The sequence below is a fragment of the Pseudazoarcus sp. NS36 genome (genome assembly GCF_059703705.1).
Map to the genome: position 1 here is coordinate 215,925 of NZ_BAAKJA010000007.1, position 22,769 is coordinate 238,693.

At 66.8% G+C, this 22,769-nt stretch carries 23 protein-coding genes; 15 read left to right on the top strand and 8 right to left on the bottom strand.

Annotated elements, in window-relative coordinates:
• Positions 1 to 5 precede the first annotated feature (5 nt).
• The 4 genes from AC6H0R_RS12905 to AC6H0R_RS12920 form a co-directional block, all read right to left on the bottom strand.
• Complete coding sequence (locus AC6H0R_RS12905) at positions 6 to 452, bottom strand: DUF411 domain-containing protein (protein ID WP_497581761.1); 447 nt, start codon at positions 450 to 452, stop codon at positions 6 to 8.
• Positions 453 to 539: 87 nt separating this feature from the next.
• Positions 540 to 1,952: a heavy metal sensor histidine kinase gene (locus tag AC6H0R_RS12910; protein WP_497581762.1), complete on the bottom strand. Its 1,413-nt coding sequence runs from the start codon at positions 1,950 to 1,952 to the stop codon at positions 540 to 542.
• On the bottom strand, positions 1,949 to 2,629 hold the full coding sequence (locus AC6H0R_RS12915) for a heavy metal response regulator transcription factor (RefSeq protein WP_497581763.1): 681 nt from the start codon (positions 2,627 to 2,629) through the stop codon (positions 1,949 to 1,951). Before AC6H0R_RS12915 ends, AC6H0R_RS12910 begins: the two co-directional genes overlap by 4 nt.
• Before the next feature lie 82 nt (positions 2,630 to 2,711).
• Complete coding sequence (locus AC6H0R_RS12920; protein ID WP_497581764.1) at positions 2,712 to 3,314, bottom strand: cation efflux transmembrane domain-containing protein; 603 nt, start codon at positions 3,312 to 3,314, stop codon at positions 2,712 to 2,714.
• A 142-nt stretch (positions 3,315 to 3,456) separates the two neighbouring features.
• Between AC6H0R_RS12920 and AC6H0R_RS12925 the strand changes: the two genes are divergently transcribed.
• Both AC6H0R_RS12925 and AC6H0R_RS12930 read left to right on the top strand, forming a co-directional pair.
• Complete coding sequence (locus tag AC6H0R_RS12925; protein ID WP_497581765.1) at positions 3,457 to 3,894, top strand: Cd(II)/Pb(II)-responsive transcriptional regulator; 438 nt, start codon at positions 3,457 to 3,459, stop codon at positions 3,892 to 3,894.
• A gap of 111 nt (positions 3,895 to 4,005) precedes the next feature.
• Positions 4,006 to 4,299: a CopK family periplasmic copper-binding protein gene (locus tag AC6H0R_RS12930; protein ID WP_497581766.1), complete on the top strand. Its 294-nt coding sequence runs from the start codon at positions 4,006 to 4,008 to the stop codon at positions 4,297 to 4,299.
• Between the two features lie 102 nt (positions 4,300 to 4,401).
• Here the strand turns inward: AC6H0R_RS12930 and AC6H0R_RS12935 are convergent, their stop codons facing one another.
• From AC6H0R_RS12935 to AC6H0R_RS12950, 4 genes are all read right to left on the bottom strand, one after another.
• Entirely contained in the window at positions 4,402 to 7,539 is a 3,138-nt protein-coding gene (locus AC6H0R_RS12935) for an efflux RND transporter permease subunit (RefSeq protein WP_497581767.1), read from the bottom strand.
• Positions 7,536 to 9,143 carry an efflux RND transporter periplasmic adaptor subunit gene (locus AC6H0R_RS12940; protein WP_497581768.1) on the bottom strand — a complete coding sequence of 536 codons (1,608 nt, stop codon included), beginning with the start codon at positions 9,141 to 9,143 and terminating at the stop codon, positions 7,536 to 7,538. The genes AC6H0R_RS12935 and AC6H0R_RS12940 overlap by 4 nt, the downstream gene beginning before the upstream one ends.
• Complete coding sequence (locus AC6H0R_RS12945) at positions 9,140 to 10,510, bottom strand: TolC family protein (RefSeq protein ID WP_497581769.1); 1,371 nt, start codon at positions 10,508 to 10,510, stop codon at positions 9,140 to 9,142. The genes AC6H0R_RS12940 and AC6H0R_RS12945 overlap by 4 nt, the downstream gene beginning before the upstream one ends.
• A gap of 100 nt (positions 10,511 to 10,610) precedes the next feature.
• The gene (locus AC6H0R_RS12950; protein WP_497581770.1) at positions 10,611 to 10,955 is read right to left on the bottom strand and encodes a hypothetical protein; all 345 of its coding nucleotides are present in this window, start codon (positions 10,953 to 10,955) and stop codon (positions 10,611 to 10,613) included.
• A gap of 215 nt (positions 10,956 to 11,170) precedes the next feature.
• Between AC6H0R_RS12950 and AC6H0R_RS12955 the strand changes: the two genes are divergently transcribed.
• The 13 genes from AC6H0R_RS12955 to AC6H0R_RS13015 all read left to right on the top strand — a co-directional run bounded on the left by AC6H0R_RS12955 (position 11,171) and on the right by AC6H0R_RS13015 (position 22,763).
• On the top strand, positions 11,171 to 12,466 hold the full coding sequence (locus AC6H0R_RS12955; RefSeq protein WP_497581771.1) for a TolC family protein: 1,296 nt from the start codon (positions 11,171 to 11,173) through the stop codon (positions 12,464 to 12,466).
• A 2-nt stretch (positions 12,467 to 12,468) separates the two neighbouring features.
• Positions 12,469 to 13,866 carry a multicopper oxidase family protein gene (locus AC6H0R_RS12960; RefSeq protein ID WP_497581772.1) on the top strand — a complete coding sequence of 466 codons (1,398 nt, stop codon included), beginning with the start codon at positions 12,469 to 12,471 and terminating at the stop codon, positions 13,864 to 13,866.
• Between the two features lie 49 nt (positions 13,867 to 13,915).
• On the top strand, positions 13,916 to 14,479 hold the full coding sequence (locus AC6H0R_RS12965) for a cupredoxin domain-containing protein (protein ID WP_497581773.1): 564 nt from the start codon (positions 13,916 to 13,918) through the stop codon (positions 14,477 to 14,479).
• A gap of 26 nt (positions 14,480 to 14,505) precedes the next feature.
• The gene (locus AC6H0R_RS12970; protein WP_497581774.1) at positions 14,506 to 14,796 is read left to right on the top strand and encodes a copper-binding protein; all 291 of its coding nucleotides are present in this window, start codon (positions 14,506 to 14,508) and stop codon (positions 14,794 to 14,796) included.
• 91 nt (positions 14,797 to 14,887) lie between these two features.
• Positions 14,888 to 15,298: a hypothetical protein gene (locus tag AC6H0R_RS12975; protein WP_497581775.1), complete on the top strand. Its 411-nt coding sequence runs from the start codon at positions 14,888 to 14,890 to the stop codon at positions 15,296 to 15,298.
• A gap of 207 nt (positions 15,299 to 15,505) precedes the next feature.
• Positions 15,506 to 15,997: a hypothetical protein gene (locus AC6H0R_RS12980; RefSeq protein ID WP_497581776.1), complete on the top strand. Its 492-nt coding sequence runs from the start codon at positions 15,506 to 15,508 to the stop codon at positions 15,995 to 15,997.
• Between the two features lie 51 nt (positions 15,998 to 16,048).
• Entirely contained in the window at positions 16,049 to 16,543 is a 495-nt protein-coding gene (locus AC6H0R_RS12985; RefSeq protein ID WP_497581777.1) for a c-type cytochrome, read from the top strand.
• Between the two features lie 25 nt (positions 16,544 to 16,568).
• Positions 16,569 to 17,468, top strand: a complete 900-nt coding sequence (locus tag AC6H0R_RS12990) for a F510_1955 family glycosylhydrolase (protein ID WP_497581778.1) — start codon at positions 16,569 to 16,571, stop codon at positions 17,466 to 17,468.
• Positions 17,469 to 17,689: 221 nt separating this feature from the next.
• A complete protein-coding gene (locus AC6H0R_RS12995) occupies positions 17,690 to 19,042 on the top strand; it encodes an APC family permease (RefSeq protein WP_497581779.1) in 1,353 nt (450 codons plus the stop codon).
• Between the two features lie 44 nt (positions 19,043 to 19,086).
• Positions 19,087 to 19,299, top strand: a complete 213-nt coding sequence (locus AC6H0R_RS13000; RefSeq protein ID WP_497581780.1) for a hypothetical protein — start codon at positions 19,087 to 19,089, stop codon at positions 19,297 to 19,299.
• A gap of 248 nt (positions 19,300 to 19,547) precedes the next feature.
• Positions 19,548 to 21,872 (top strand): heavy metal translocating P-type ATPase, encoded by a 2,325-nt coding sequence (locus AC6H0R_RS13005; protein WP_497581781.1) that lies wholly within the window; start codon positions 19,548 to 19,550, stop codon positions 21,870 to 21,872.
• On the top strand, positions 21,859 to 22,113 hold the full coding sequence (locus tag AC6H0R_RS13010; protein ID WP_497581782.1) for a DUF2933 domain-containing protein: 255 nt from the start codon (positions 21,859 to 21,861) through the stop codon (positions 22,111 to 22,113). The genes AC6H0R_RS13005 and AC6H0R_RS13010 overlap by 14 nt, the downstream gene beginning before the upstream one ends.
• Entirely contained in the window at positions 22,110 to 22,763 is a 654-nt protein-coding gene (locus tag AC6H0R_RS13015) for a methyltransferase family protein (protein ID WP_497581783.1), read from the top strand. The genes AC6H0R_RS13010 and AC6H0R_RS13015 overlap by 4 nt, the downstream gene beginning before the upstream one ends.
• The last annotated feature ends 6 nt before the right edge of the window (positions 22,764 to 22,769 follow it).

Below are 22,769 nucleotides of genomic sequence, written 5' to 3' on the forward strand. Positions count from 1 at the left end.
CCGAATCAGTGACGCGAGAACACCGTGGTATTGCCCTGCGCGTCAAAGCCCACAACATCGTAACGCTCGGCCGGATACGGGCCTTCCATGCCCGGCGAACCGAGCGGCATGCCGGGCGCCGAGACACCCACCAGCTTCGGCTTTTCGGTCAGCAGCCGGCGAACATCCGACGCCGGCACATGGCCTTCGACAACGTAACCGCCCACCTGCGCCGTATGGCACGACCCCAGGGCACGCGGCACGCCGGCTTCGCGCTTGACCAGCGGCATGTCGCGCGCGGCGACTTCGCGCACCTCGAATCCGTTCTCGCGCAAGTGGTCGGCCCACTTGCCGCAGCAACTGCAATTCGGATCTTTATAGACCACCACTTCCTCGCCGGCGGCAAAACCGACCGACGAGCCGAGCAAGCCCGCGCACAGCGCAATAATGCCGAAAGCATTCCTGGAAAGCATCCTGTTTCTCCCTTGGGGCGTATTCACGGTGACCATGGCAGTCGGGGTGGCGGATCGCGAGCGGCTGTGAGGCCGCGCCCTGATTGGTCATGGAGTCGAAATCATGTCGTCAGGTTCCGCACGCCGACACGGCAAGTGCAATGTAAAGCGGGTCGTCCCTTCGCCCGAGAGCAGCGATACGCCGCCGCCGTGCGTCTCGACGATCGAGCGCGTAATCGCCAGGCCCAGGCCAGCACCCTCGCCGCGGCGCGGGCGTTCGTCTTCGATGCGGTGAAAGCGCTCGAACAGCCCGGCCGCGCGCTCGGGCGGAATATCGTCACCGGCATTACTCACCGACACCCGCACTTCAGCCGTGTCCGACTCGATGATGATGTCCACGCTGCTTCCGGCCCGGGCGTGGCGCACGGCGTTCGACAACAGATTGGATAGCGCGCGGCGCAACATCAAGCGGTCGCCGGTAACGGTCGCGGCGCCGGCCACCCGGATCGCCACGCCATGCTCCTCGGCCAACGCCTCATAGAACTCCGCCAGCGCGGCGGCCTCGTCCTGCAGCGCCACCGCCTCGGCGGCGCGGGGCAGACGGCGCTGGTCGGCCTTGGCCAGGAACAACATGTCCGAAATCATGCGCGCCATACGCTCGAACTCTTCGAGGTTCGAGTGCAGCGTATCGCGGTACTCCTCGGCGCTGCGGGCGCGCGACAAAGCCACCTCGGTAGCCGTCATCAGGTTGGACACCGGTGTACGCAGCTCGTGGGCAATATCGGCCGAATACGCATCTAGCCGGCGAAAAGCAGCCTCGAGCCGCTCAAGCATGCCGTTGAACGCTTCCACCAGCTCCTGCATCTCGGCCGGCGCATCACGCAGCGTGAGCCGTTCCCCCAGGCCTTCGGCGGAGAGGCGGCGCGCCGTCGCGCTCACCCGGCGCAGCGGCGCCAGCCCACGCCTTGCGGCGAACCATGCCAGCCCTGCCGCAAGCAGCGCCACCAGAGAGATGCCCAGCCACAGGCGCAACCGCACGGCGTCAAGAAAATGGCTATGGTGCGAGATGTCGAGCGCAACGCGCAGGTGGATGCGGCGCGGCGGATCGAGCGGCAACTCCAACGCCGCGACGCGGCCGATGAACTCTCGCCCGTCGCGCGTCCATTTACGCGGCGAGCCGTTGACGGCAACTCGGGTATCAGGCGGGAAGACGTCGCCACGCACGGCATGGAGCACGCGGCCGGCGGAGTCGGTCACGACGGCCGCCACCATCGAATTTCCGCCCAACATGTCATCAAGCCGCGAGCCCATGGCACCGAACTGCGCTTCCGACGCGGTGTGCGCGAGCAGATTGCTGACGACCGAAATCTGGGCGCCCAGATCGTGCTCGTCGAGCTCATCAAAGTGCGTCGCCACCGCACGCTCGATGATCATGCCCGCCATCAGTAGCACGCTGGCCGCGAAGGCGGCGAAGATCAGCGCGAAACGCGCCGTCAGCGACAAGGGGCGGCGCACGCTCATGTCGTTTCGTCCGCCTCCAGCACATAGCCCATGCCACGCACGGTGCGGATCAGCCTGGGTTCGAACGGTTCATCGACCTTGGCGCGCAGACGCCGCACCGCAACCTCGATGACGTTGGTGTCACTGTCGAAGTTCATGTCCCACACCAGCGAGGCGATCAGCGAACGCGGCAGTACCTCGCCCTGCCGGCGCATCAGCAGCTCCAGCAGTGCAAACTCCTTGGCCGTGAGGTCGATGCGCTGGCCGGCCCGCAGCACGCGCCGGCGCAGCAGGTCGAGCTCCATGTCGGCCGCACGCAACACTTCGGGCTCCTTGCTGCGACCGCGCCGCAGCAGCGTGCGCACCCGCGCCAGCAACTCCGAAAAGGCGAACGGCTTGACCAGATAATCGTCCGCCCCCAGCTCCAGCCCGCGTACGCGGTCCTCCACCTGGTCGCGCGCCGTCAGGAACAGCACCGGCGTCTCGCGCCCGGCGCGGCGCAGCGTCTCGAGCACGCCCCAGCCATCGAGCCTCGGCAGCATCACGTCGAGCACGACCAGGTCGTACTCGCCGGTAGTCGCGGCGTGCAGGCCATCGAGCCCGTCGCGCGCCAGATCGACCACAAACCCGGCCTCGGTCAGCCCCTGACGCAGATAGTCCCCGGTCTTCGGTTCGTCCTCGACGATCAGGACCTTCATCGTCTTCACCCCCTTGAGCATGCCGGCATTGTGCCAGCGCCACACAAGCCCGAACCAAGCTGTCAAAGATGTAATCCTGCGCTCAGCCGGTAGTGCGACCCGCAGCGGCCGCCGGGAGCGCCGACAGTTCGCCCCGTGCCTGCCGGATGACGGCCAGCCCGGACGTAATGGCCAGCGCAGCGATGACCACGGCCACCACCAGATCCGGCCATTGACTGCCGGTGCCGAACACGCCGAAGGCCGCGATCAGCACCGCGACATTGCCGATCGCATCATTTCGGCTGCACAGCCACACCGAGCGCATGTCGGCGTCGCCGTCACGATAGGCGTACAGCAGCAGTGCCACCGCTACGTTGGCAATCAACGCCAGCACCGCAATCGCGCCCATCGCGAAGGCCTCCGGCGGTACGCCGTTGAAGGCTGCCCAGACCGTCTTGCCGATCACGAACACGCCGAACACCGTCATCGTCGCGCCCTTCACCAGTGCCGCGCGCGAACGCCACATAAAACCCATCGACAGCACGGCCAGCGAGATGCCGTAGTTCGCCGCATCACCAGCGAAGTCCAGCGCATCGGCCAGCAACGACGTCGACCCCACTTTCAGGCCGCCGACCACTTCGACCGCGAACATCGCGGCATTGACCACCAGCGCAATCCACAGCGCACGACGAAACTGCGGGCTCACCGCAGTCCGCGTGGAACATCCCGCATCGCAACAACCCGCCATGACGGCCTCTCCGAAGTCTTGACCGGTGCCATTGGAAACCCTGCAACGATTGCAGGGTCAACCCCGTCCCACGTCCCACAACCGAGCGGAGCACCCCACCATGCGCATCGGCGAACTCGCCCGGATCACCGCGACTTCGGTCGAAACCATCCGCCACTACGAACGCCTCGGCCTGCTGCCCGCACCGGCGCGTAGCGACAGCGGCCAGCGCCGCTATACGGAAGCGCACCTCGAACGGCTCGCCTTCGTGCGCCACTGCCGCACGCTGGACATCGCGCTGGCCGACATCGCGCGATTGCTCACCGTGGCCGACCGCCCGGAGGCCGTCTGCGTCGACGTGGACCGGCTGATCGACACGCAGCTCGCCAAAGTGCGCAGCCGCATCGAAGCACTGCGCCGCCTCGAAGCCCAGCTCGACACGCTGCGCGGCTGCTGCGGCACGCCGAGGCGCGCCGACCAGTGCGGCATCCTGCGCGAACTGTTCGACGCGGCACACGGCGAAGCGGGCGCAGATGACGGGAGCCTGTCTCCTTTGTAACGCGGGCGTCAGCGTGCTGTTCGCATCGTCTCCCCATAGTGACCGACATGCCCCATGGCATCGCGCCTGCTCCAATGCATGCGTGTTTTTGGTCAAAAACAGGAGTCCGTCATGAAAGCAACTACCGCATCCATTCTGCTCGCCGCTGCAGCGGCGCTCACCACCCTCCCCGCGCTCGCCGACAACGCCGCCGAAAAGGCGGCTTCGAAGACCGTCGCACTCGCCGACGGCGGAACGCTCTACATCTTTCCGGACGGCAAGATGGCCAAGGCAAACCGTTTCGGGCAGAGCGAGTCACTGCAGATCGGCACCACGCTCCAGACGGTTGACGGGAAACCCGTTCAGGTCAAGTCGAACGAAGTCGCCCGCCTGAAAGCCTTGCTGCAGCAGGACCACGAAGGCTGAACGAACGCCTCAATAGCCCCGGTCGACATCGGCCGGACGCCCGATACGCCCCGCAAAACGGAGCGCATCGGGCTTTCCCGTTCGCCGCGCTGCCGAGCCCGATTACGTCCCGTTCCCGCTTGCGCGCCGACGCCGCATCAGCAGATACACCGCCGGCACGACGAACATCGACAGCAGTGGCGCCGAGATCATGCCGCCGACCATCGGCGCCGCGATGCGCTGCATGACCTCGCTGCCGGTACCCGCCCCCCACATGATCGGCAGCAGGCCGGCGAGGATCACCGCCACGGTCATGGCCTTCGGCCGCACACGCAGCACCGCGCCTTCGCGGATCGCGTCGCGCAGATCGGCTTCGCTCGTGCGGTTCTGGTCGATGCGCGCGAACCACGCCTGCTTGAGATAGACGAGCATGATCACGCCGAACTCCGCGGCGACCCCGGCCAGCGCGATGAAACCCACCACGCCAGCGACCGACAGGTTGTGCCCCAGCGCCCACAGCAGCCAGATGCCACCGACCAGCGCGAACGGCAGCGTCGCCATAATCAGCAGCGCTTCGCCGAGGCTCTTGAAGGTCAGGTAGAGCAGCACGAAGATGATCATCAGCGTGAACGGCACGACGATCTTGAGCTTGGCCACCGCACGTTCGAGGAACTCGAACTGGCCGGACCAGGACACCGCATAGCCCGGTGGAAGCTCGACCCGCTCGGCGACGATCTGCTGCATCTCGCGCACTGCCGAACCCAGGTCTCGCCCGCGCAGGTCCACATACACGAAGCCCGCCAGCCGCGCGTTCTCGCTGCGCAGCATGGGCGGGCCGTCGCTGATGCGGATGTCTGCCACGTCGCCGAGCACCAGCTGCTGGCCGCGCGGCGTCACGATCGGCAGGCTTCGCAGGCCCGCCAGCGAATCGCGCACCTCGCGCGGATAGCGCACGTTGATCGGGAAACGCTGCAGGCCCTCGACCGTCTCGCCGATGTTCTGGCCACCGATCGCGCTCGCCACCACCGACTGCACGTCGGCGATGTTGAGCCCGTAGCTCGCGGCCCGCTCGCGGCGGATGTCGACGTCGATGTAGCGCCCGCCGGTGAGCCGTTCGGCGAATGCGCTGGTCACCCCCGGCACCTGCTTGAGCTCGGCCTCGATCGCGCCGGTCAGGCGGTTGATGACCTCCAGGTCTGCGCCCAGCACCTTCACCCCGACCGGGCTCTTGATGCCGGTCGCGAGCATGTCGATGCGGTTGCGGATGGGCGGGATCCAGATGTTGGTCAGCCCCGGCACACGCACCGTGCGGTCCAGTTCCTCGACCAGCTTGTCCGGCGTCATGCCGGGCCGCCACTCCTCAAGCGGCTTGAACTGGATGGTGGTCTCGAACATCACCAGCGGCGCGGGGTCGGTCGCGGTCACCGCGCGGCCGGCCTTGCCGTACACGCTCGCGACCTCGGGCACGGCCTTGATCAGCCGGTCGGTCTGCTGCAGCAGCTCGGCGGTCTTGCCGGCCGACAGGCCCGGCAATGCGCTGGGCATGTACAGCAGATCGCCCTCGTCGAGCGGCGGCATGAACTCGCTGCCCAGATGCTGCAGCGGCCACAGGCTGGCCGCAAACACCAGCACCGCCGCGACGATGGTCGAGCGCGGAAAGCGCAGCACCGCCTCGAGCATCGGCCGATACACGGCGATCAGCCCGCGGTTGAGCGGATTGCTGTGCTCGGCCGGGATGCGCCCGCGCACGAGATAGCCCATCAGCACCGGAATGAGCGTCACCGCCAGCCCGGCCGCGGCGGCCATGGCATAGGTCTTGGTGAAAGCCAGCGGCGCGAACAGCCGGCCCTCCTGCGCCTCGAGGGTGAATACCGGGATGAAGGACAAGGTGATGATCAGCAGCGAGAAGAACAGCGCCGGCCCGACCTCGGCCGCGGCGTCGCCGATCACGCGCCAGCGCGCCTCGCCCGCCAGTGTCTCGCCCGGGTGGGCATGGCCCCACTGTTCGAGCCGCTTGTGCGCGTTCTCGATCATCACCACCGCGGCATCGACCATCGCCCCGATGGCGATCGCGATGCCGCCCAGCGACATCACGTTGGCGTTGACGCCCTGGTAGTGCATGACGATGAAGGCCGCGAGAATGCCCAGCGGCAGCGACACGATGGCGACCAGCGCCGAGCGCAGGTGAAACAGGAAGACCGCGCACACCAGCGCGACGACGATGAACTCCTCGATCAGCTTGTGGGTGAGGTTGTCGACGGCGCGCTCGATCAGCCCCGAGCGGTCGTACACCGGCACCACCTCGACGCCGGCCGGCAGCCCGCGCTGCGCCTCGGCGAGTCGTTCCTTGACGGCGCGGATGGTGCTCAGCGCGTTCCCGCCCGAGCGCATCACGATCACGCCGCCGACCGCCTCGCCCTCGCCGTCCAGCTCACCGATGCCGCGCCGCATTTCCGGCCCGACCTCGATGCGCGCGACATCCCCCAGCCGCACGGATACGCCGGCCGCGGTGGTGCGCAGCGGAATCGCGCGGAAGTCGTCGAGCGTCTTCAGATAGCCGGAGGCGCGCACCATGTACTCGGCCTCGCCCAGCTCCAGCACCGAACCGCCGACCTGCTGGTTGGCGCGGCCTAGGGCTTCGATGACCTGCCCGTGGGCGATGCCGAAGGCCGCCAGCCGCTCGGGATCGAGCACGACCTGATACTGGCGCACCATGCCGCCGACGGTCGCGACCTCGGCCACGCCCGGCACCGTCTTGAGCTCGAAGCGCAGGAACCAGTCCTGCAGCGCGCGCAGCTGCGACAGGTCATGGGAGCCACTGCGGTCGACCAGCGCGTACTGGTAGATCCAGCCGACGCCGGTCGCATCCGGCCCGAGCGTCGCGACCGCGCCCGGCGGCAGGCGCGACTGCACCTGGTTGAGGTATTCGAGCACCCGGCTGCGCGCCCAGTACAGGTCGGTGCCGTCCTCGAACAGCACGTACACGTAGCTGTCGCCGAAGAAGGAATAGCCGCGCACCACGCGCGCACCCGGCACCGACAGCATGGTCGTGGTCAGCGGATAGGTCACCTGGTCCTCGACCAGTTGCGGCGCCTGCCCCGGCCAGGTGGTCTTGACGATGACCTGCACGTCGGACAGGTCGGGCAGCGCGTCGAGCGGCGTGCGCAGCAGCGACAGCGTGCCCCAGGCGGTGATCATCAGGCTCGCCAGCAGCACCAGCAGCCGGTTGTCGATGGACCAGCGGATGAGTCGGGCGATCATCGGGCCGCTCCTTCGACCGGACGCAGGTCGACGATGCTCGGCACGTCGCCGTCCTGCATGCGGAACTCGAACTCCACCGCCTGCCCCGGCTCAATGCCGCTCGCGTCGAGCTGCGGCGCGAGGCGGAAGTCCATCGTCATCGCCGGCCACTTCAGCGCCGGAATCGGCGGATGGGTCAGGGTCAGCATGTCACCGTCCACCGCCTCGACGAGCGCGTCGCTGCGATAGGTGTCGGCGACGGGTTCGACCGGGTCCATGGCGGCGGCACCGGAACGCGCCTCCACCCCCTTCAGGCTGGCCTCGGAATCGATCAGGAACTGCCCCGAGACGACCACCTTCTGGCCCGCTTCGAGCCCGTCCAGGATCTGCGTGACGCCATCGGCCTCGATGCCGGTCTCGACCTCGACGGGGCGGAAGCGCCCCGCTTCCTCGGCGACCATCACGAGGTTGCGCCGCCCGCTGCGGATCACCGCTTCGGACGGCACCTGCAGGAAGTCGCCGCGCACGCCTTCGTCCAGTCGCAGCTGCATGACCATGCCGGGCGCGAGCAGGCCCGCGGCATTGTCGAGCACGACGCGCGCGCGCACGGTACGGGTAGCGGCGCTGAGTTGAGGCAGCACGGCCTGCAGCGTGCCCTCGAAACTGCGGTCGGGGTGCGCCTGCGTGCGTGCACTCACCGGCGCGCCCGGCCGCAGCATCGACGACTGACTGTCCGGCACCTCGGCATGCACCCATACCGACGCGAATCCGTCGATGCGCGCGAGCGTCGCACCTGCCATCACCGTCATGCCCTCGCGCACGGCAAGCTCGGTCACCACGCCCGCTCGGGGCGCCCGCAGCGTGACGGTGCCCTCGACGCGCCCGCCGCGCTCGACCGCGCGGATCTGGGCGTCGCTCATGCCGGCCTGGCGCATGCGCTGACGCGCGGCGGCCACGAGCATGTCGAGCCCATCTGCCTGCATGCCGCGCAAGGCCAGGAATTCCTCCTGTACCGCCACCCACTCGGGCACATCGAGGCCGACCAGCGCATCTCCCGCCTGAACGTGGTCGAGGGCCGCGCGCACATGGAGCTTTTCGACGAAGCCCGTCGCACGTGCCTGCACGACGACCCGCTCGTTCTCGTTCCAGTCGACCACACCCACCGCGGTCACGGCGGACGCAATCGGCGCGCTGACGACCTCGGCCGTACGCATGCCGAGGTTCTGCGCAATGCGCGGGCTGATCGTGATCGTGCCCGCGTCCGCGCCCTCGCTGCCCGCATAGGAAGGCACCAGCATCATGTCCATGAAGGGCGACTTGCCCGGCGCCTCGAACTTCTGCCCCGGCACCATGGGGTCGTGGTAGTAGAGGATCTCGCGACCGGTGACGGGATCCGTGCGCCCCGCAGCGAGTCCTTCGCGCAGATGCCGGCGGGTCGCCTCTTCGCCTTCGGGAATGCCCCAGCCCGACGGATCGACTACCTCCTCCGCCGACATCGCCGCGGGCGCCCCCGCCCCGCCCTTCGCGCTCATGCCCTGCGCCACGCCCAGCCGGTACAGGCCGTAACCGCCCGCCGCCACCGCGCCCGCAACCGCGAGCGCCACAATCGTTTGACGGATCTTCATCGCGCAGCCTCCAGCAGATCCACCCGCGATGACTGAGCGCCCGCCGCTGGCGGGTCGGGCAGCAGGTATTCCAGCGCGATCCACGCGCGCGCCGTCTCGGCCTCGATGCGCAGGCGCTCCAGACGCGTATCGAGCGCGGCCGCGCGTGCATCCAGCACCGCTGCGAGCGGCGCCTTGCCCCCGCGGTAGGCCGCGAGCGCGGCCTGGATGCGCTCGTCGGCGAGCGGTATCAGCGAGCGGTCGTAGTCGGAGAGACGCTGCACATTGCCGCGCCAGATCGCAAGGTCACCGCGTACGCGGGCGAGCACCTCGCGCACAGCCTCCTCGCGCTCTGCGTGCCATTGTTCCACCTCGGCGAGACGCGCCGAGAGCACCCGATCCTGACGGTTGCGACGATCCCATTGCAGCGGAATGGAGACCCCCAGCGAAACCATATCGGAGTACGACGAACCGCGCTGGCTGTACATCAGCGACACGCTCCAGTCCGCGCTGCGCTCGTGTCTGGCAACCTCGGCTGCGGCCCGAGCGACGTTCTCACGCGCCATGATCAGCGCAATTTCCGGCAGTACGCTCGGGGACGCGTCGAGCGCTCGCAGATCCAAACGCGTGCGCCCCAGGTCATATACGCCGTCCGTCGCACGCGCGGCATCAGCGCCTACCCAGCGTTCCAGGCGATGCGTCGCCGCATCGAGCTGCGCCTGTGCCAGAACGATCGCATCCTCGATGCGGGCACTGGACGAGCGGGCCAGGTAAACATCGGCCTGCGCACCTCGCGAACCGCGATAGGCTGCTTCGGCCGCTTCGACCTGCAGCCGAGCTTCATCGGCGCGACGTTGCAGCAAGTCAAGGCGATCCTGCGCAAGATGACGCTCAAACCACGCCCAAGCCGTGGCCTGACGTAATGCCGTCAACGCACGCACACGCTCGCCGTAGGCGGCATCAGCTTCGCGCTCGTAGCGTGCGCTGCGCGCAGCGCGCTTGTCAGCACCGGTGAAGGTCTGTGTGATGCCGACCGCGCGCATGGTCATGAAATCCTCGGACAGGCTGTAGCGCATCGGCCCGTCGATGGGCACGTTGTCGAGCGACATGCGCAGCACCGGATCGGGCAGCCGCCCGGCCTCGACCGCGAGATCACGCGCAGCCAACGCGGCATGATCCTGCGCGCTGAGCGCATACGAACGCGCTTCCGCAAGATTCAGCGCTGCAGCGAGCGACAACGCACGCACATCCGGCGCAGCGAACGCCGACGAAAACCAGACAAGCAGCACGCAGGGCAGAACGACGGCGCGCAGGGGAAAACGGAAGAAGTGCACGCGTAAGGCGCGACACCACGCCGGGAACGGCGAAGACTGGAACAGGGCATGCATGATCGAACTCCTGACGGAGTGCGCGAATCAAGATGATCCGCGCACGGACCTCGCGCAGCGGGCGGACAGCCACGCTACGCGCAACCGGAAAGCGGAAGCGTCAGGAGAGGATCGGAGGGCGCCAGACCTCGAGTGTGTCGATGGATTTTTCGTCCGGCGGATCGACGAAAGGCCGCCCCGCACTGCGGGGCACCGGAAACACCGCGCCAGAAACAACCGTCAGCGCAGCCACGGACGGACACTCCTGGCCGCTCTTGCATGATTGTCCGGTCGTCGAACGGGTGTCGTCATCGTTGCAACAGGCGTGCGAGACCGTGCCCCCGCCTTCCGTGGTCTCGAACATCTCCATCATCGGGCAAGGTTCGGCCACGAACTGGGCGCTCGCAATGCCTTGGAGGGCCAGCACGAGGCACAGTAGCAGACGACACAGAGAGTTCAGTCGCATCGTGAATTCCGGCGCAATCGCGCACGACGGGATGGCGAGCCTATCACCCACTATCGTCGCTGTCACGGCGCAAGGACGCGGGTCCATAGCCGTCTCATACATTACGGGCTTGTAATGTGCAGGTCAGGCTGCAGTCACCCGCAGCGCCGCAGAATGCATCCCGCAAGACACGTCTTCCCTGCCATGACTTACGCCACAAGACAGGAAACTCCCGCATGAGACGACTTTCCAAGATCGCGCTGGTGATCGCTTCGAGCTTCGGCTCGTTGGCGCTCGCAGCTCCCGCTTATGATCCGACGGCCAGCGTGCCGCCACCCGTTGCGGCGCCGCTGCCGCAAGCCGACGCCGAAATGCCATCGCTTGGCGCCGACGACTGGCGCGGCGCGAATGATCGGGTCGGCGCCATGCCCCGCGGCCACATCGACGTACTGCGCTGGGAGGCTCGCAATCAGCCAAAGGCCGAACCCGCCGCCACGCCTGCTGGCGAAGCACTCACCCCAGGCACGGCCATGCGCCTGGCGCTCGGCGCCCGACCGGATCTGGTGATCACCACCGAAGCCGGCGAACAGGAACGCCGCCGGGCAGACGCCGATGCCCGCGAGCTGGGACGCAGCGTGCAGCGCGCATGGATCGAGGCGGTCGCTGCACAGGTCGCACTTCGGGAAGCCCACCACGCCTTCGAAGCCGTCGATACCGGCTACGAACTGGCCACGCGCATGATGCGCACCGGCAACTGGGGGCAGGACCGCCTGTTGCGCTCCCGCCTGGCGCGGGCCGATGCACTGGCTGCGCTGATCGATGCACGCACCGCCGCGCGTGCCGCTCAGGCACATCTGGCCACGCTGCTTGGCCTGTGGGGCGAAGCTGCCGAGATGCTCAAGCTGCCGTCCGCGCTGCCGCCGCTGCCGACCCAAGCTCCGGCCTTCGACGGCCTTGAAGCGCGCGCCTTGCTCAAGCACCCTGAGTTGCCCGTTGCCGCGCAGACCGCACGCTGGGCCGAACGCGGCATCCCGCCGCGCAGCCTGCAAATATGGCGCGAAGCCGTCGCAGCCGAACTGCCGGCCGCCGATGCCGGCCTGGAGACCCTGCCCGCACACGCGCCGATGATCGACCAGCGCCGTCTGCAGATCGGCCACGAAGCCCCCGCCGCGGCGCGCGACATCGCCGCCGCCGAGCGTCTGGCCGTGCGCATTCGCAACGACGTGCGTGCGGCCTGGCTGTCCACGCACGACGCCTGGACGCTGGCGCAGCAGGCAGCCGAAGCCGTGGTGCCCGCCACCGACGCGCTGCAGGAAGAAACCCTGCTGCGCTACAACGGCATGCTCGCCAGCACCTGGGAGGTGCTCGACGGCGCCGCCGCGCAGGCCATGGCGCGCGCCGCCGCCAACGACGCCCTGCGCCGCTTCTGGCTGGCGCATACCGAACTGCAGAACGTACTGGCCGGCGGGGAATTCGCCGCGCCCGAGGCCGGCGGCAAGCGTGCCGCGGCCGGCAATCCCGGAGGACACTGAACATGGATCGTCGCAAATTCTTCGGCCACGCCGCACTGGGCGCCGTGGCCGCCACCGGAGTCGCCAAATCCGCGCTGGCACGCCTGCCCGAGCCGGTCATCCAGACCTCGGCCGCCACCGCGCCGCCGCACATGCCCGACACCGGCCGCCCCTACAACCCGGTGGTCACGCTCAACGGCTGGACCGCGCCGTGGCGCATGAACGACGGCGTTAAAGAGTTCCATCTGGTCGCCGAGCCGGTCGAGCGCGAGATCGCGCCGGGCATGGTCGCGCGGCTGTGGGGCTACAACGGCCAGAGCCCCGGCCCGACCATCGAGGTGGTCGAGGGCGATCGCGTGCGCATCTTCGTCACCAACAAGCTGCCCGAGCACACCTCCATCCACTGGCACGGCCAGCGCCTGCCCAACGGCATGGACGGCGTGGCGGGGCTGAACCAGCGCGCGATTCCGGTCGGCAAGACCTATGTGTATGAATTCGTCGCACGCCGCCCCGGCACCTTCATGTACCACCCGCACGCCGACGAGATGACGCAGATGGCGATGGGCATGATGGGCTTCTGGGTCACGCACCCGAAGGCGCCGCACCCGGCGATTGCCGAGGTGGATCGAGATTTCTGCTTCCTGCTGTCGTCCTACGACATCGATCCGGGCAGCGTCGTGCCCAAGGTCAACACCATGACCGACTTCAACCTGTGGACCTTCAACAGCCGTGCCTTCCCCGGCATCGACAGCCTTAACGTGCGCCACAATGATCGCGTGCGCATCCGCGTCGGAAACCTGACCATGACCAACCACCCGATCCACCTGCACGGCCACGAGTTCGAGGTCACCGGCACCGACGGCGGCCCGACCCCGCCGGGCTCGCGCTGGCCGGAGGTCACCACTGACATCGCGGTGGGTCAGATGCGGCAGGTGGAATTCCTCGCCGACGAGGAAGGCGACTGGGCCTTCCACTGCCACAAGAGCCACCACACCATGAACCCGATGGGGCACGACGTGCCGACCATGATCGGCGTCGACCACCGCGGGCTGGTCGGCCGCATCCAGAAGGCGGCGCCCGACTACATGCTGATGGGCGAGCGCGGCATGGCCGACATGGGCGAGATGCAGATGCTGCTGCCCGAGCAGACCCTGCCGATGATGACCGGCACCGGCCCGTGGGGTCCGGTCGAGATGGGCGGCATGTTCACCATGGTCAAGGTGCGCCGCGACCAGAAGCCGGGCGACTACTCCGACCCGGGCTGGTACCCGCAACCCGCTGGAACACAGGCCTTCGAATGGACCGGCGAGTTGCCCGAACCGGCGCGCTTCAAGGCCGAACGCGAAGCCGGCAGCACCCCGGTGAAGATCGAGATGGAAGTGCGCAAGCCGCAGGGCGGCGGTCACGCCGGGCATCATTGAGTTTGACTCCCCGTCCGCCGGACGGGGCCCCAACATCAGGAGAACAACGATGAATATTTCGCAGACGCAGGCCCTGCTCGCACTTTCCGCGGCCCTCGTACTCGGCGCCCCGGCGACCGCCCTGGCCCACGGCGAACGCGGCCACGGAAAATCGAGCGCCCCGGTGGTGAAGGAGCAGACCGCATGGGGCATCGCCGCTGACGCCCGTCAGGCCACGCGCACGCTGGAGGTCGTCATGACCGACGACATGCGCTTCTCCCCCGGCCGTGTCCGCGTCGAGGCTGGCGAAACGCTGCGCCTGGTCGTAAAGAATTCCGGCAAGGTCATGCACGAACTGGTGATCGGCGACGGGCATTCGCTCGCCGAACATGCCCAGATGATGAAGAAGTTCCCGAACATGGAACACGACGAACCCTACATGACCCATGTGCCGCCGGGCGAGACGCGCGAGATCGTGTGGACCTTCAACCGCGCGGGCGAATTCGAGTTCGCGTGCCTGATCCCGGGCCACTACGAGGCCGGCATGAAGGCCGCGGTCGCGGTTGGCGGCCCCGCCATCGCCGCCAACCCGGACAAGGCCACGATGCCGCACGGCAGCGGTCACGCCCACTGAACCCCCCCGAACCGAGGAGAGACCCGATGCGCAAAACCGTTTTCGCCGCACTCGCCCTGTGCGCCACCGCCGCCATTGCCGACACCCACCTTCCGCTGGTCGACGCCGAGGTACGTCGCGTCGACACCGCACAGAACAAGCTCGCGCTGCGCCACGCCGAGATTCCCAACCTCGATATGCCGCCGATGAGCATGGTGTTTGCGGTGAAGGACGCGAACCTGCTGGCCGGACTCAAGGCCGGCGACAAGCTCAAGGTGACCATCGACGAGGTGAACGGCGCCTACACCGTACAGTCGGTGCAGCGCGCACAACCCTGAGCCACGGATTCCGCCGCGGCATCCCGACCCGATCGCCGTGGCGGCACGCATGGAGCCTTGCCTCACCCCTCTCCGGTGGCTCGCATATGCGGTGGGCCTGCACCTCGTGTGGGAGGTCGCGCAACTTCCGCTGTTTACGCTGTGGACGACCGAACCTCCCCGGGCGATCGCTTGGGCCGTTGTCCATTGCACGGGTGGCGACCTCCTGATCGCGTCACTCACGTATGCCGCCGCGGCCCTCGCGTCACGCGACGCTGCCTGGCCCACCGGCGCGCGGCCGGCGCGTGCGCTGACGATCCTGATCGTCACGGGCGTCGGCTATACGTTCTTCAGCGAGTGGCGAAACGTTCACGTACTAGGCTCCTGGGCCTATGCCCCATCGATGCCGACGGTTCTCGACATCGGCCTGTCGCCGCTCGCGCAGTGGGTGATCGTGCCGTTGGCCGCAACGCTGCTCGTCGCCCGACGCCTCCGAACGCCCGTCCGGATGACGCGATCGTAATCGTCGTGCAATCCGTAGGTCAGCCACCAGGGCGCACGATGAATGCACGACGCTCGCATCCACCCGCCGGCCACACGCCCGCGGCCGGGCTATCGTGAAAGGAGACGCGAACATGAAAGTCATGCAGGGAATTCGCAACTGGCTGTGCCGCCTGCGCACCTGGTGCCGCGAGAACGAGCGGGCCCACCGCGATGCGCCCGTCTCGCCATGCTGCTCGTCACCGCCGCCGGGCGCCCTGCGCACCAACAGGTTACGCAACACAAAGTGACCGGCGAACCGGTCCGCGGGCGGGAGACCGCCACCTCAATCCACCACGGCAAGGAGCAGGTCATGAGCAAGAGCACTCGATTCATGTTGGCGGCACTCACCGGCATCGTCATTGCATCGGCAGGCGCCCCGGCTTTGGCGCAGTCGGACACCATGCGCGGGCAACCGATGATGGGCGGCGATGCAAAGCAGGGAGAAACCATGGGTAGCGGCCCCATGGGCGGGATGATGGGTCCGGGGATGATGGGCGGCGGGATGATGGGCGGCATGATGTCCGGCTGCCAGAAGATGATGTCGGGCGGCGCGCAACTCGCACTGCCGCAACTGCCGGCCGGAAACGACGCATTGCAGTTCCGCATGCACGCCGAGATGATGCAGAGGATCGGCGAGATCGCGGTGCGTTACGCCGACCGCATCGAGTCCGGCAAGTAAGGCTCCGCGGCGCCCGACTCGCGTCGGGCGCCGCCATTCAAGAGAAAGAGCTTGTCCGAACCGCTCCCGGGGCGTTTTTTCCGCTGGCTGCTCGGCGCCGCGGCGCTGTTCCTCGTCGGCGCGGTCATCGTCGCACAGTGGAATGCGCGCTCGCGCATCGACCCCGGCGATCCGGCGCAGGTCGCACAGGGTGCGCAGATCTACCGTGACCACTGCGCCGCCTGTCACGGCGCCAAGCTGGAAGGACAGGCGGACTGGCGCACACCGCGCGCCGACGGACGCATGCCGGCCCCGCCGCACGACGCCAGCGGCCACACCTGGCACCACCCCGACGAAGTGCTGTTCGGCATCACCAAGTACGGTCTGGTGCCCGGCAAGTACGCTCCGCCCGGCTACCGCAGCGACATGCCCGCCTTCGACGGCGTGCTCGACGATGTCGACATCCGCGCCGTACTGGCCTACATCAAGAGCACCTGGGGGCCGCGCGAGCGGGCGCACCAGACACGCGTCGAAGAGCAGGCCCGCGCGTTGTCACGACGCGACTGACTGGATCCGCCACAGGAAAACTCCGATGACCGCGTTCCGACATTTTTCCGCCGCGCTTGCCCTTGTTGCCGCGCTTTCGCCCGCCATCGCCGCTCCGGACGCGGTCACGCTGACCCACGTTCACGGCCTGGCCTACAGTCCCGACGGTCAGCGCCTGATGGTTCCCAGCCATCATGGCTTGGCCGTGTTCGAGAACGGGCGCTGGAGCAAGGCCGAGGGGCCGGCGCACGATTACATGGGCTTCTCGGCCACCGCCGAAGCGCTATACAGCAGCGGTCACCCCGCGCGCGGCAGCAGGCTCACCAACCCGTTCGGGGTGATCCGCAGCACCGACAGCGGCCGAAAGTGGGACTCGCTCGGAATGTCCGGCGAAACCGACTTCCATCTGCTCGCGACGGGCTACCGCACAAACGCGATCTACGTGTTCAACCCGGCACCAAATTCGCGCATGAAGGCCGTCGGCGTATTCTCAAGTCACAACGACGGTTTCACGTGGCGCCAGCATGCGCTCGATGGCGTCACTGGCGAAGCCACAGCGCTGGCGGCCGACCCGGCCGACCCTGACGGCTTCGCACTCGGCACCGGCGAAGGCGTCTACGTCGCGCAGGAAGGCAAGGCCCTGCGGCGAATCGCCGACGGCCGCGTCACGGCCTTGTGGTTCGATCTGGCCGACGACGCCTTGTGGGTCGGACGCTACGCCGATGGCGCCGAGCTGGTGCGCCTTCGCACGCGGACGGGTGAACTCGACCGCATCGAGATTCCGGTAGCCGGGCAGGACGCCGTCGCCTATGTCACGCAGAATCCGCAGCAACCAAACGAATACGCGATCGCGACGTTTCGTCGTGACGTCTTCGTGAGCACTGATGCGGGCAGTAGCTGGCGCGCAATCGCCCGTGATGGACGCGGCATCGACCGAGACCGATGACGCAGCGGATCATGAATCGCTGTACCCGATTCATCGACATATGTGTGGAACGTCCGAAACGTCCAGAGACGTCTACCTTCCCTACACAGGCGATCGTTGGAGTCGATCCGAGCCTGACACGGGTGATCGGATTCGTGCTCCAGACGCGATGAGAGCCAAACGGCGACATCGCGCGGGCACGCATGTGGTTCCAGATCGTGCAAACAAGCACCGGAGGGTTCATGGTGAAGGAAGAAGACCGGACAACGCATTACAGGGAAGGCAGTCTTACTTTGGCAGGTACCGTGATGCTGGGGACGGGCGTCATGATCGGCGCCGGCATCTTCGCGTTGACCGGGCAGATGGCGCAGATGACAGGCGTTCTGTTCCCGTTGGCGTTTCTGGCGGCCGCCGTGATCGTTGCCTTCAGCGCCTATTCCTACATCAAGATTTCCAACGCCTATCCGTCCGCTGGTGGCATCGGCATGTATCTGCACAAGGCCTACGGTGACCGATTGCCGACGGCCTTCAATGCGTTGCTAATGTATTTCTCCATGGTGATCGCGCAAAGCTTTCTTGCCCGCACCTTCGGTGCTTATACGATGCAGCTTTTCGGCGGAGACGAAAGTGGCCGCATGGTGCCCATACTCGGGGTGTCACTCATCCTGGCGGCTTTTTTGATCAATCTGATGAGCAATCGCCTTATCGAGAACGTGGCGTCGTTCATCGGAGTCTTGAAGATCGGCGGCATCCTGATCTTCGGTCTGGTGGGTGTCTGGATTGCAGACAGCATCTCTGTCGACTTTTCCGACGCAGGAGAGGCCGGCGCGGTTGGTAACTTCCTGGGTGCAACCGCTCTGGGGATACTGGCATTCAAGGGCTTCACGACGATTACCAACAGTGGCTCGGAGGTGAAAGACCCGCATCGCAACGTTGGTCGTGCCATCGTGATTTCCATCGCTGCGTGCGTGGTGCTCTACACCTTGGTCGGCTTTGCGGTTGCGAGCAATCTTTCGCTCGCCGAAATCATCGAGACACAGGACTACTCTCTTGCCGCTGCAGCGCGGCCAGCGCTGGGCGATTATGGCGTCTGGTTTACGGTGGCACTCGCCATGATGGCCACTGCCGGCGGCATTCTGGCCAGCATCTTTGCAGTCTCACGCATGCTCGCAATGCTGACGGAAATGAAGCTGGTTCCCCATCGCCACTTCGGCATGCCAGGCAGCATCCAGAAACACACTCTGGTCTACACGGTGATTCTCGGCGTCATCCTGACCGCATTCTTTGATCTTTCCCGAATCGCGGCGCTGGGCATCGTGTTCTACCTGATCATGGATATCGCCATTCATTGGGGCGTCATTCGCTATCTCCGCGAGGACATCCAGGCCAGGGCATGGGTGCCAGCCACCGCAATCTTCCTCGATCTGCTCGCGCTTGGAGGATTCGTCTGGGTCAAACTCAACTCTGACCCTTTCGTGATTGGTGTTGCTGTCTCCGCGATGATGGTCATAGCGATTGCGGAGCAGATCTTCCTGAAAAAATCGGCTGGCGCCAGACAATCAGGCGATCAGGAATCTCATGAACACCACCACTGAAAACAGCAACTGACCGGGAGCACAACCCCATGATCGGAAATCACATGTTCGACAACACGATGTGGGCAGGACACTGGCTGTGGATGCTTCTTGTCGCCATTGCGATCGTCATTCCGTTCTGGCGCATCTGTCAGCGCGTCGGCTATCCGGGATGGATGGGGCTGCTGATACTGATTCCCATGGTCAATCTCCTTTTCCTCTATTTCATCGCGTTTGCGGATTGGCCGGCAGCCCAGGCTCAAGATCGGAATGACTGAGCATCGGCACGCACCAGGGCACGAGCGGTCCGGACGTCCGGATCGTGGCAGGGGGCCCCGGGGACAGGCAGGCGGGCATGCGCGCTTGTGTACCCTTCGGAGGAGGTCGCGCAAGATGACAAATCCGTAACCTTCCCGTAATCCGCCACTAAGCGGCACGGTCACAAAATAATAGTGCCGACTCTCCCCCACGCACTGACGATCGCGCGCCGTGACCAGCCGACAAGCCCGAGCGCACAGGAACCGCCATGAACAATGCAGCAAGCACCTCCCCCAGAAGCGACGCCCGACTCACCCTGATCGTGCCGGGCATGGGCAGCGATCACTGCGCCGGCCTGGTGAGCGAATCGATCCGTCGGCTCGACGGGGTCGGGCGCATCGAGACCAGCATCGCCAGTCATCGCGTCAACGTCGAATTCGATGCCGCGACGACTGCTCCGGAAGCCATCCGGCACGCGGTCGAGCGCGCCGGCTACGACGTCGATTCGGTCCAGACGCACGGCAAGGACGCCGCCGTCAGCGAGACCGCATCGGAGGAACGTTACCTAGCGCTGGCAAGCAAGCGGCTGTGGATCGCGGCGGTGCCGACCACGCTGATCATGCTGCTGATGGTGCCGCACATGTTCTGGCAGCCGGTACCGGGCTATCTAGCCATCGTCGCGCTGCTCGCCTTTCCGGTGGTGTTCACCTGCGGCGGGCTGGCGACCCACCGCTCGGCGTGGCGCTCGCTGACGAACCGCACGGCCAACATGGACGTGCTGATCTCGCTGGGCAGCCTGCCGCCCTACCTGATCGGGCTGCTCGGCTTCTTCTATCCGATGACCTCGTTCATCGAGATGGCCGCGACCATCATGACCTTTCACCTGCTCGGCCGCTATCTGGAAACCCGCGCCAAGGGCCGCGCTTCGCAGGCCATCCGCAAGCTCGTCACGCTGGGCGCGAAGACCGCGACGGTGGTGCGTGACGGCGCGGAGGTCGAGGTCGCCGTAGCGGAGTTGCAGATCGGCGACGTGATGATCGTGCGACCCGGCGCAAAGGTGCCGACCGACGGCGAGATCGTCGACGGCGCGAGCCACCTCGACGAATCCATCGCCACCGGCGAATCGGTGCCGGTCGAGAAGGGTCCGGGCGATGCGGTGATCGGCGCAACCATCAACAAGGAAGGCGTGCTGCGCGTGCGCGCCACGCGCGTCGGCGCGGACACCTTTCTCGCGCAGGTGATCCGTCTGGTCGAGCAGGCACAGGGCTCCAAGGTGCCGATCCAGGAATTCGCCGACCGCGTCACCGGCCGCTTCGTGCCGGCGGTGATCGTCGTCAGCCTGGCGAGCTTCGTGCTGTGGCTGGTGTTCTTCGACACCTTGCGCCCGGTGCTCGACTGGGGCGCGAGCTTCCTGCCGTGGATCGATCCGACACTCGGTCGACTCACCGTCGCAACCCTGTCGGCGGTGGCCGTGCTGGTCATTGCCTGCCCGTGCGCGCTGGGGCTGGCCACGCCGACCGCGCTGATGGTCGGCTCGGGGCTGGGCGCCGAGCGCGGCGTGCTGATCCGCTCGGGCGAAGCCATTCAGACGCTCAAGGACATCAAGGTCGTGGTGCTCGACAAGACCGGCACCATCACTCGCGGCCAGCCAGCGCTCACCGACGTGGTTGCAGCCGACGGCTTCGACGAGGCGACGGTGCTGTGCGCGGCCGCATCGGTCGAGGCCGGTTCGGAACATCCGCTCGGCCAGTCCATCGTCGCCGGCGCGCGCGAGCGCGGCATCGACGTGCCGGCCGTGCGCGCGTTCAAGGCGATCACCGCGCGCGGCGTACAGGGCGAGGTGGACGGTCGTCTGACGCGAGTCGGCAGCCGCCGGCTGCTCGACGAGGCGGGCATCGACCACGCCGCGCTCGAAGATGCGCTCAAGCAGCTCGAAAACGACGGTAAGACCGCCATGCTGATCGCCATCGACGATCGCGCAGCCGGCATCGTCGCCGTCGCCGACACCGTCAAGCCCGACTCGCGTGAGGCGATCGCAGCCTTGCACGCGCTGGGCATCCGCGTCGCGATGGTCACCGGCGACAACGAGCGCACAGCGCGCTTCGTCGCCGATCAGGTCGGCGTCGACGAAGTCATGGCCGGCGTGCTGCCCGAGGGCAAGGTGGACACCATCCGCGCGCTGCAGCGAGAGCACGGCGATCACGTCGCGATGGTCGGAGACGGCATCAACGACGCGCCCGCGCTCAAGCAGGCCAACGTCGGCATCGCCATCGGCGCCGGCGCCGATGTAGCCATCGAGGCGGCCGACGTGACGCTGGTCAGCGGCGAACTGAGCCGCGTCGTCGAGGCCATCCGCCTGTCCCGCGCGACCTTCTCGAAGATCGTGCAGAACCTCTTCTGGGCGTGGTTCTACAACCTCGCCGCGATTCCCGTAGCTGCGCTGGGACTGCTGCATCCAATGGTCGGCGTTGTCGCGATGACGGCCAGTTCGCTGTCTGTGATCGGCAACTCGCTGCTGCTCAAGCGCGCTCGACTCGGCGCGGCGAATATGCAACGCACGCCCCCTTCAGGAGCAACTCATGAGCACACATGAACCCACCGACAGGACCATCACTCACGGCACAGCGCCACGGCGAGACAAGCATGGCCGCGCCAAATGGGTTTTCTTCGGTTTCTTGGCGCTGGCCGTCGCACTGCTCGTCGCCGAGCACCGCGTCCATGTACTCGGCGCGCTCCCCTGGCTGATCCTGCTCGCCTGCCCGCTGATGCACGTTTTCATGCACCGCGGCCATTCCCACGGCGCACATGACCATCACGAGGAGGAGCGCAAATGAACGGCGAAGCCTACGGCCTGTGGTCGCTCGTGCTGCTCAACTCGTTACTGTTCATTGCGTTCGCGTTCAGCTTCGCGAGGCCGCAGACGACTCGCGACTGGCGCTCGTTCGGGGCCTACTCGGCCTTCATCGTGGCGCTGTTCACCGAGATGTACGGCTTCCCGCTGACCATCTATCTGCTGTCGGGCTGGCTCTCGTCACGCTTTCCGGGCATCGACTGGTTCTCGCACGATGCCGGGCATCTACTCGAAATGACCTTCGGCTGGGAGTCCAACCCGCACTTCGGCCCCTTCCACATCCTCAGCACGGCTTTCATCATCGGCGGTTTCTGGCTGCTCACAAAAGCCTGGCCGGTGCTGTACGCGGCACAGCGCGAACATCGCCTCGCCGTCACCGGCCCGTACGCCCACATCCGCCATCCGCAGTACATCGGCTTCGTGCTGATCATGTTCGGCTTCCTGTTGCAGTGGCCGACCCTGATCACGCTCGCGATGTTCCCGGTACTGCTGATCGTCTACGCCCGCCTTGCACGCCGCGAAGAGGCGGACTCACTCGCGGCGTTCGGCGACGCATACCGCGACTACATGGCACGTACCCCTGCCTTTGTCCCGCGACTCGGCAAGCGACATCCGTTCACGTCGCCGAACTGACACTCT

Bases quoted from the DNA above. Each gene is read 5' to 3' on its own strand.
- AC6H0R_RS12905 (WP_497581761.1), bottom strand. From the start codon at position 452: ATGCTTTCCAGGAATGCTTTCGGCATTATTGCGCTGTGCGCGGGCTTG.
- AC6H0R_RS12910 (WP_497581762.1), bottom strand. From the start codon at position 1,952: ATGAGCGTGCGCCGCCCCTTGTCGCTGACGGCGCGTTTCGCGCTGATC.
- AC6H0R_RS12915 (WP_497581763.1), bottom strand. From the start codon at position 2,629: ATGAAGGTCCTGATCGTCGAGGACGAACCGAAGACCGGGGACTATCTG.
- AC6H0R_RS12925 (WP_497581765.1), top strand. From the start codon at position 3,457: ATGCGCATCGGCGAACTCGCCCGGATCACCGCGACTTCGGTCGAAACC.
- AC6H0R_RS12930 (WP_497581766.1), top strand. From the start codon at position 4,006: ATGAAAGCAACTACCGCATCCATTCTGCTCGCCGCTGCAGCGGCGCTC.
- AC6H0R_RS12935 (WP_497581767.1), bottom strand. From the start codon at position 7,539: ATGATCGCCCGACTCATCCGCTGGTCCATCGACAACCGGCTGCTGGTG.
- AC6H0R_RS12940 (WP_497581768.1), bottom strand. From the start codon at position 9,143: ATGAAGATCCGTCAAACGATTGTGGCGCTCGCGGTTGCGGGCGCGGTG.
- AC6H0R_RS12945 (WP_497581769.1), bottom strand. From the start codon at position 10,510: ATGCATGCCCTGTTCCAGTCTTCGCCGTTCCCGGCGTGGTGTCGCGCC.
- AC6H0R_RS12950 (WP_497581770.1), bottom strand. From the start codon at position 10,955: ATGCGACTGAACTCTCTGTGTCGTCTGCTACTGTGCCTCGTGCTGGCC.
- AC6H0R_RS12955 (WP_497581771.1), top strand. From the start codon at position 11,171: ATGAGACGACTTTCCAAGATCGCGCTGGTGATCGCTTCGAGCTTCGGC.
- AC6H0R_RS12960 (WP_497581772.1), top strand. From the start codon at position 12,469: ATGGATCGTCGCAAATTCTTCGGCCACGCCGCACTGGGCGCCGTGGCC.
- AC6H0R_RS12965 (WP_497581773.1), top strand. From the start codon at position 13,916: ATGAATATTTCGCAGACGCAGGCCCTGCTCGCACTTTCCGCGGCCCTC.
- AC6H0R_RS12970 (WP_497581774.1), top strand. From the start codon at position 14,506: ATGCGCAAAACCGTTTTCGCCGCACTCGCCCTGTGCGCCACCGCCGCC.
- AC6H0R_RS12980 (WP_497581776.1), top strand. From the start codon at position 15,506: ATGCTGCTCGTCACCGCCGCCGGGCGCCCTGCGCACCAACAGGTTACG.
- AC6H0R_RS12990 (WP_497581778.1), top strand. From the start codon at position 16,569: ATGACCGCGTTCCGACATTTTTCCGCCGCGCTTGCCCTTGTTGCCGCG.
- AC6H0R_RS12995 (WP_497581779.1), top strand. From the start codon at position 17,690: ATGGTGAAGGAAGAAGACCGGACAACGCATTACAGGGAAGGCAGTCTT.
- AC6H0R_RS13000 (WP_497581780.1), top strand. From the start codon at position 19,087: ATGTTCGACAACACGATGTGGGCAGGACACTGGCTGTGGATGCTTCTT.
- AC6H0R_RS13005 (WP_497581781.1), top strand. From the start codon at position 19,548: ATGAACAATGCAGCAAGCACCTCCCCCAGAAGCGACGCCCGACTCACC.
- AC6H0R_RS13010 (WP_497581782.1), top strand. From the start codon at position 21,859: ATGAGCACACATGAACCCACCGACAGGACCATCACTCACGGCACAGCG.
- AC6H0R_RS13015 (WP_497581783.1), top strand. From the start codon at position 22,110: ATGAACGGCGAAGCCTACGGCCTGTGGTCGCTCGTGCTGCTCAACTCG.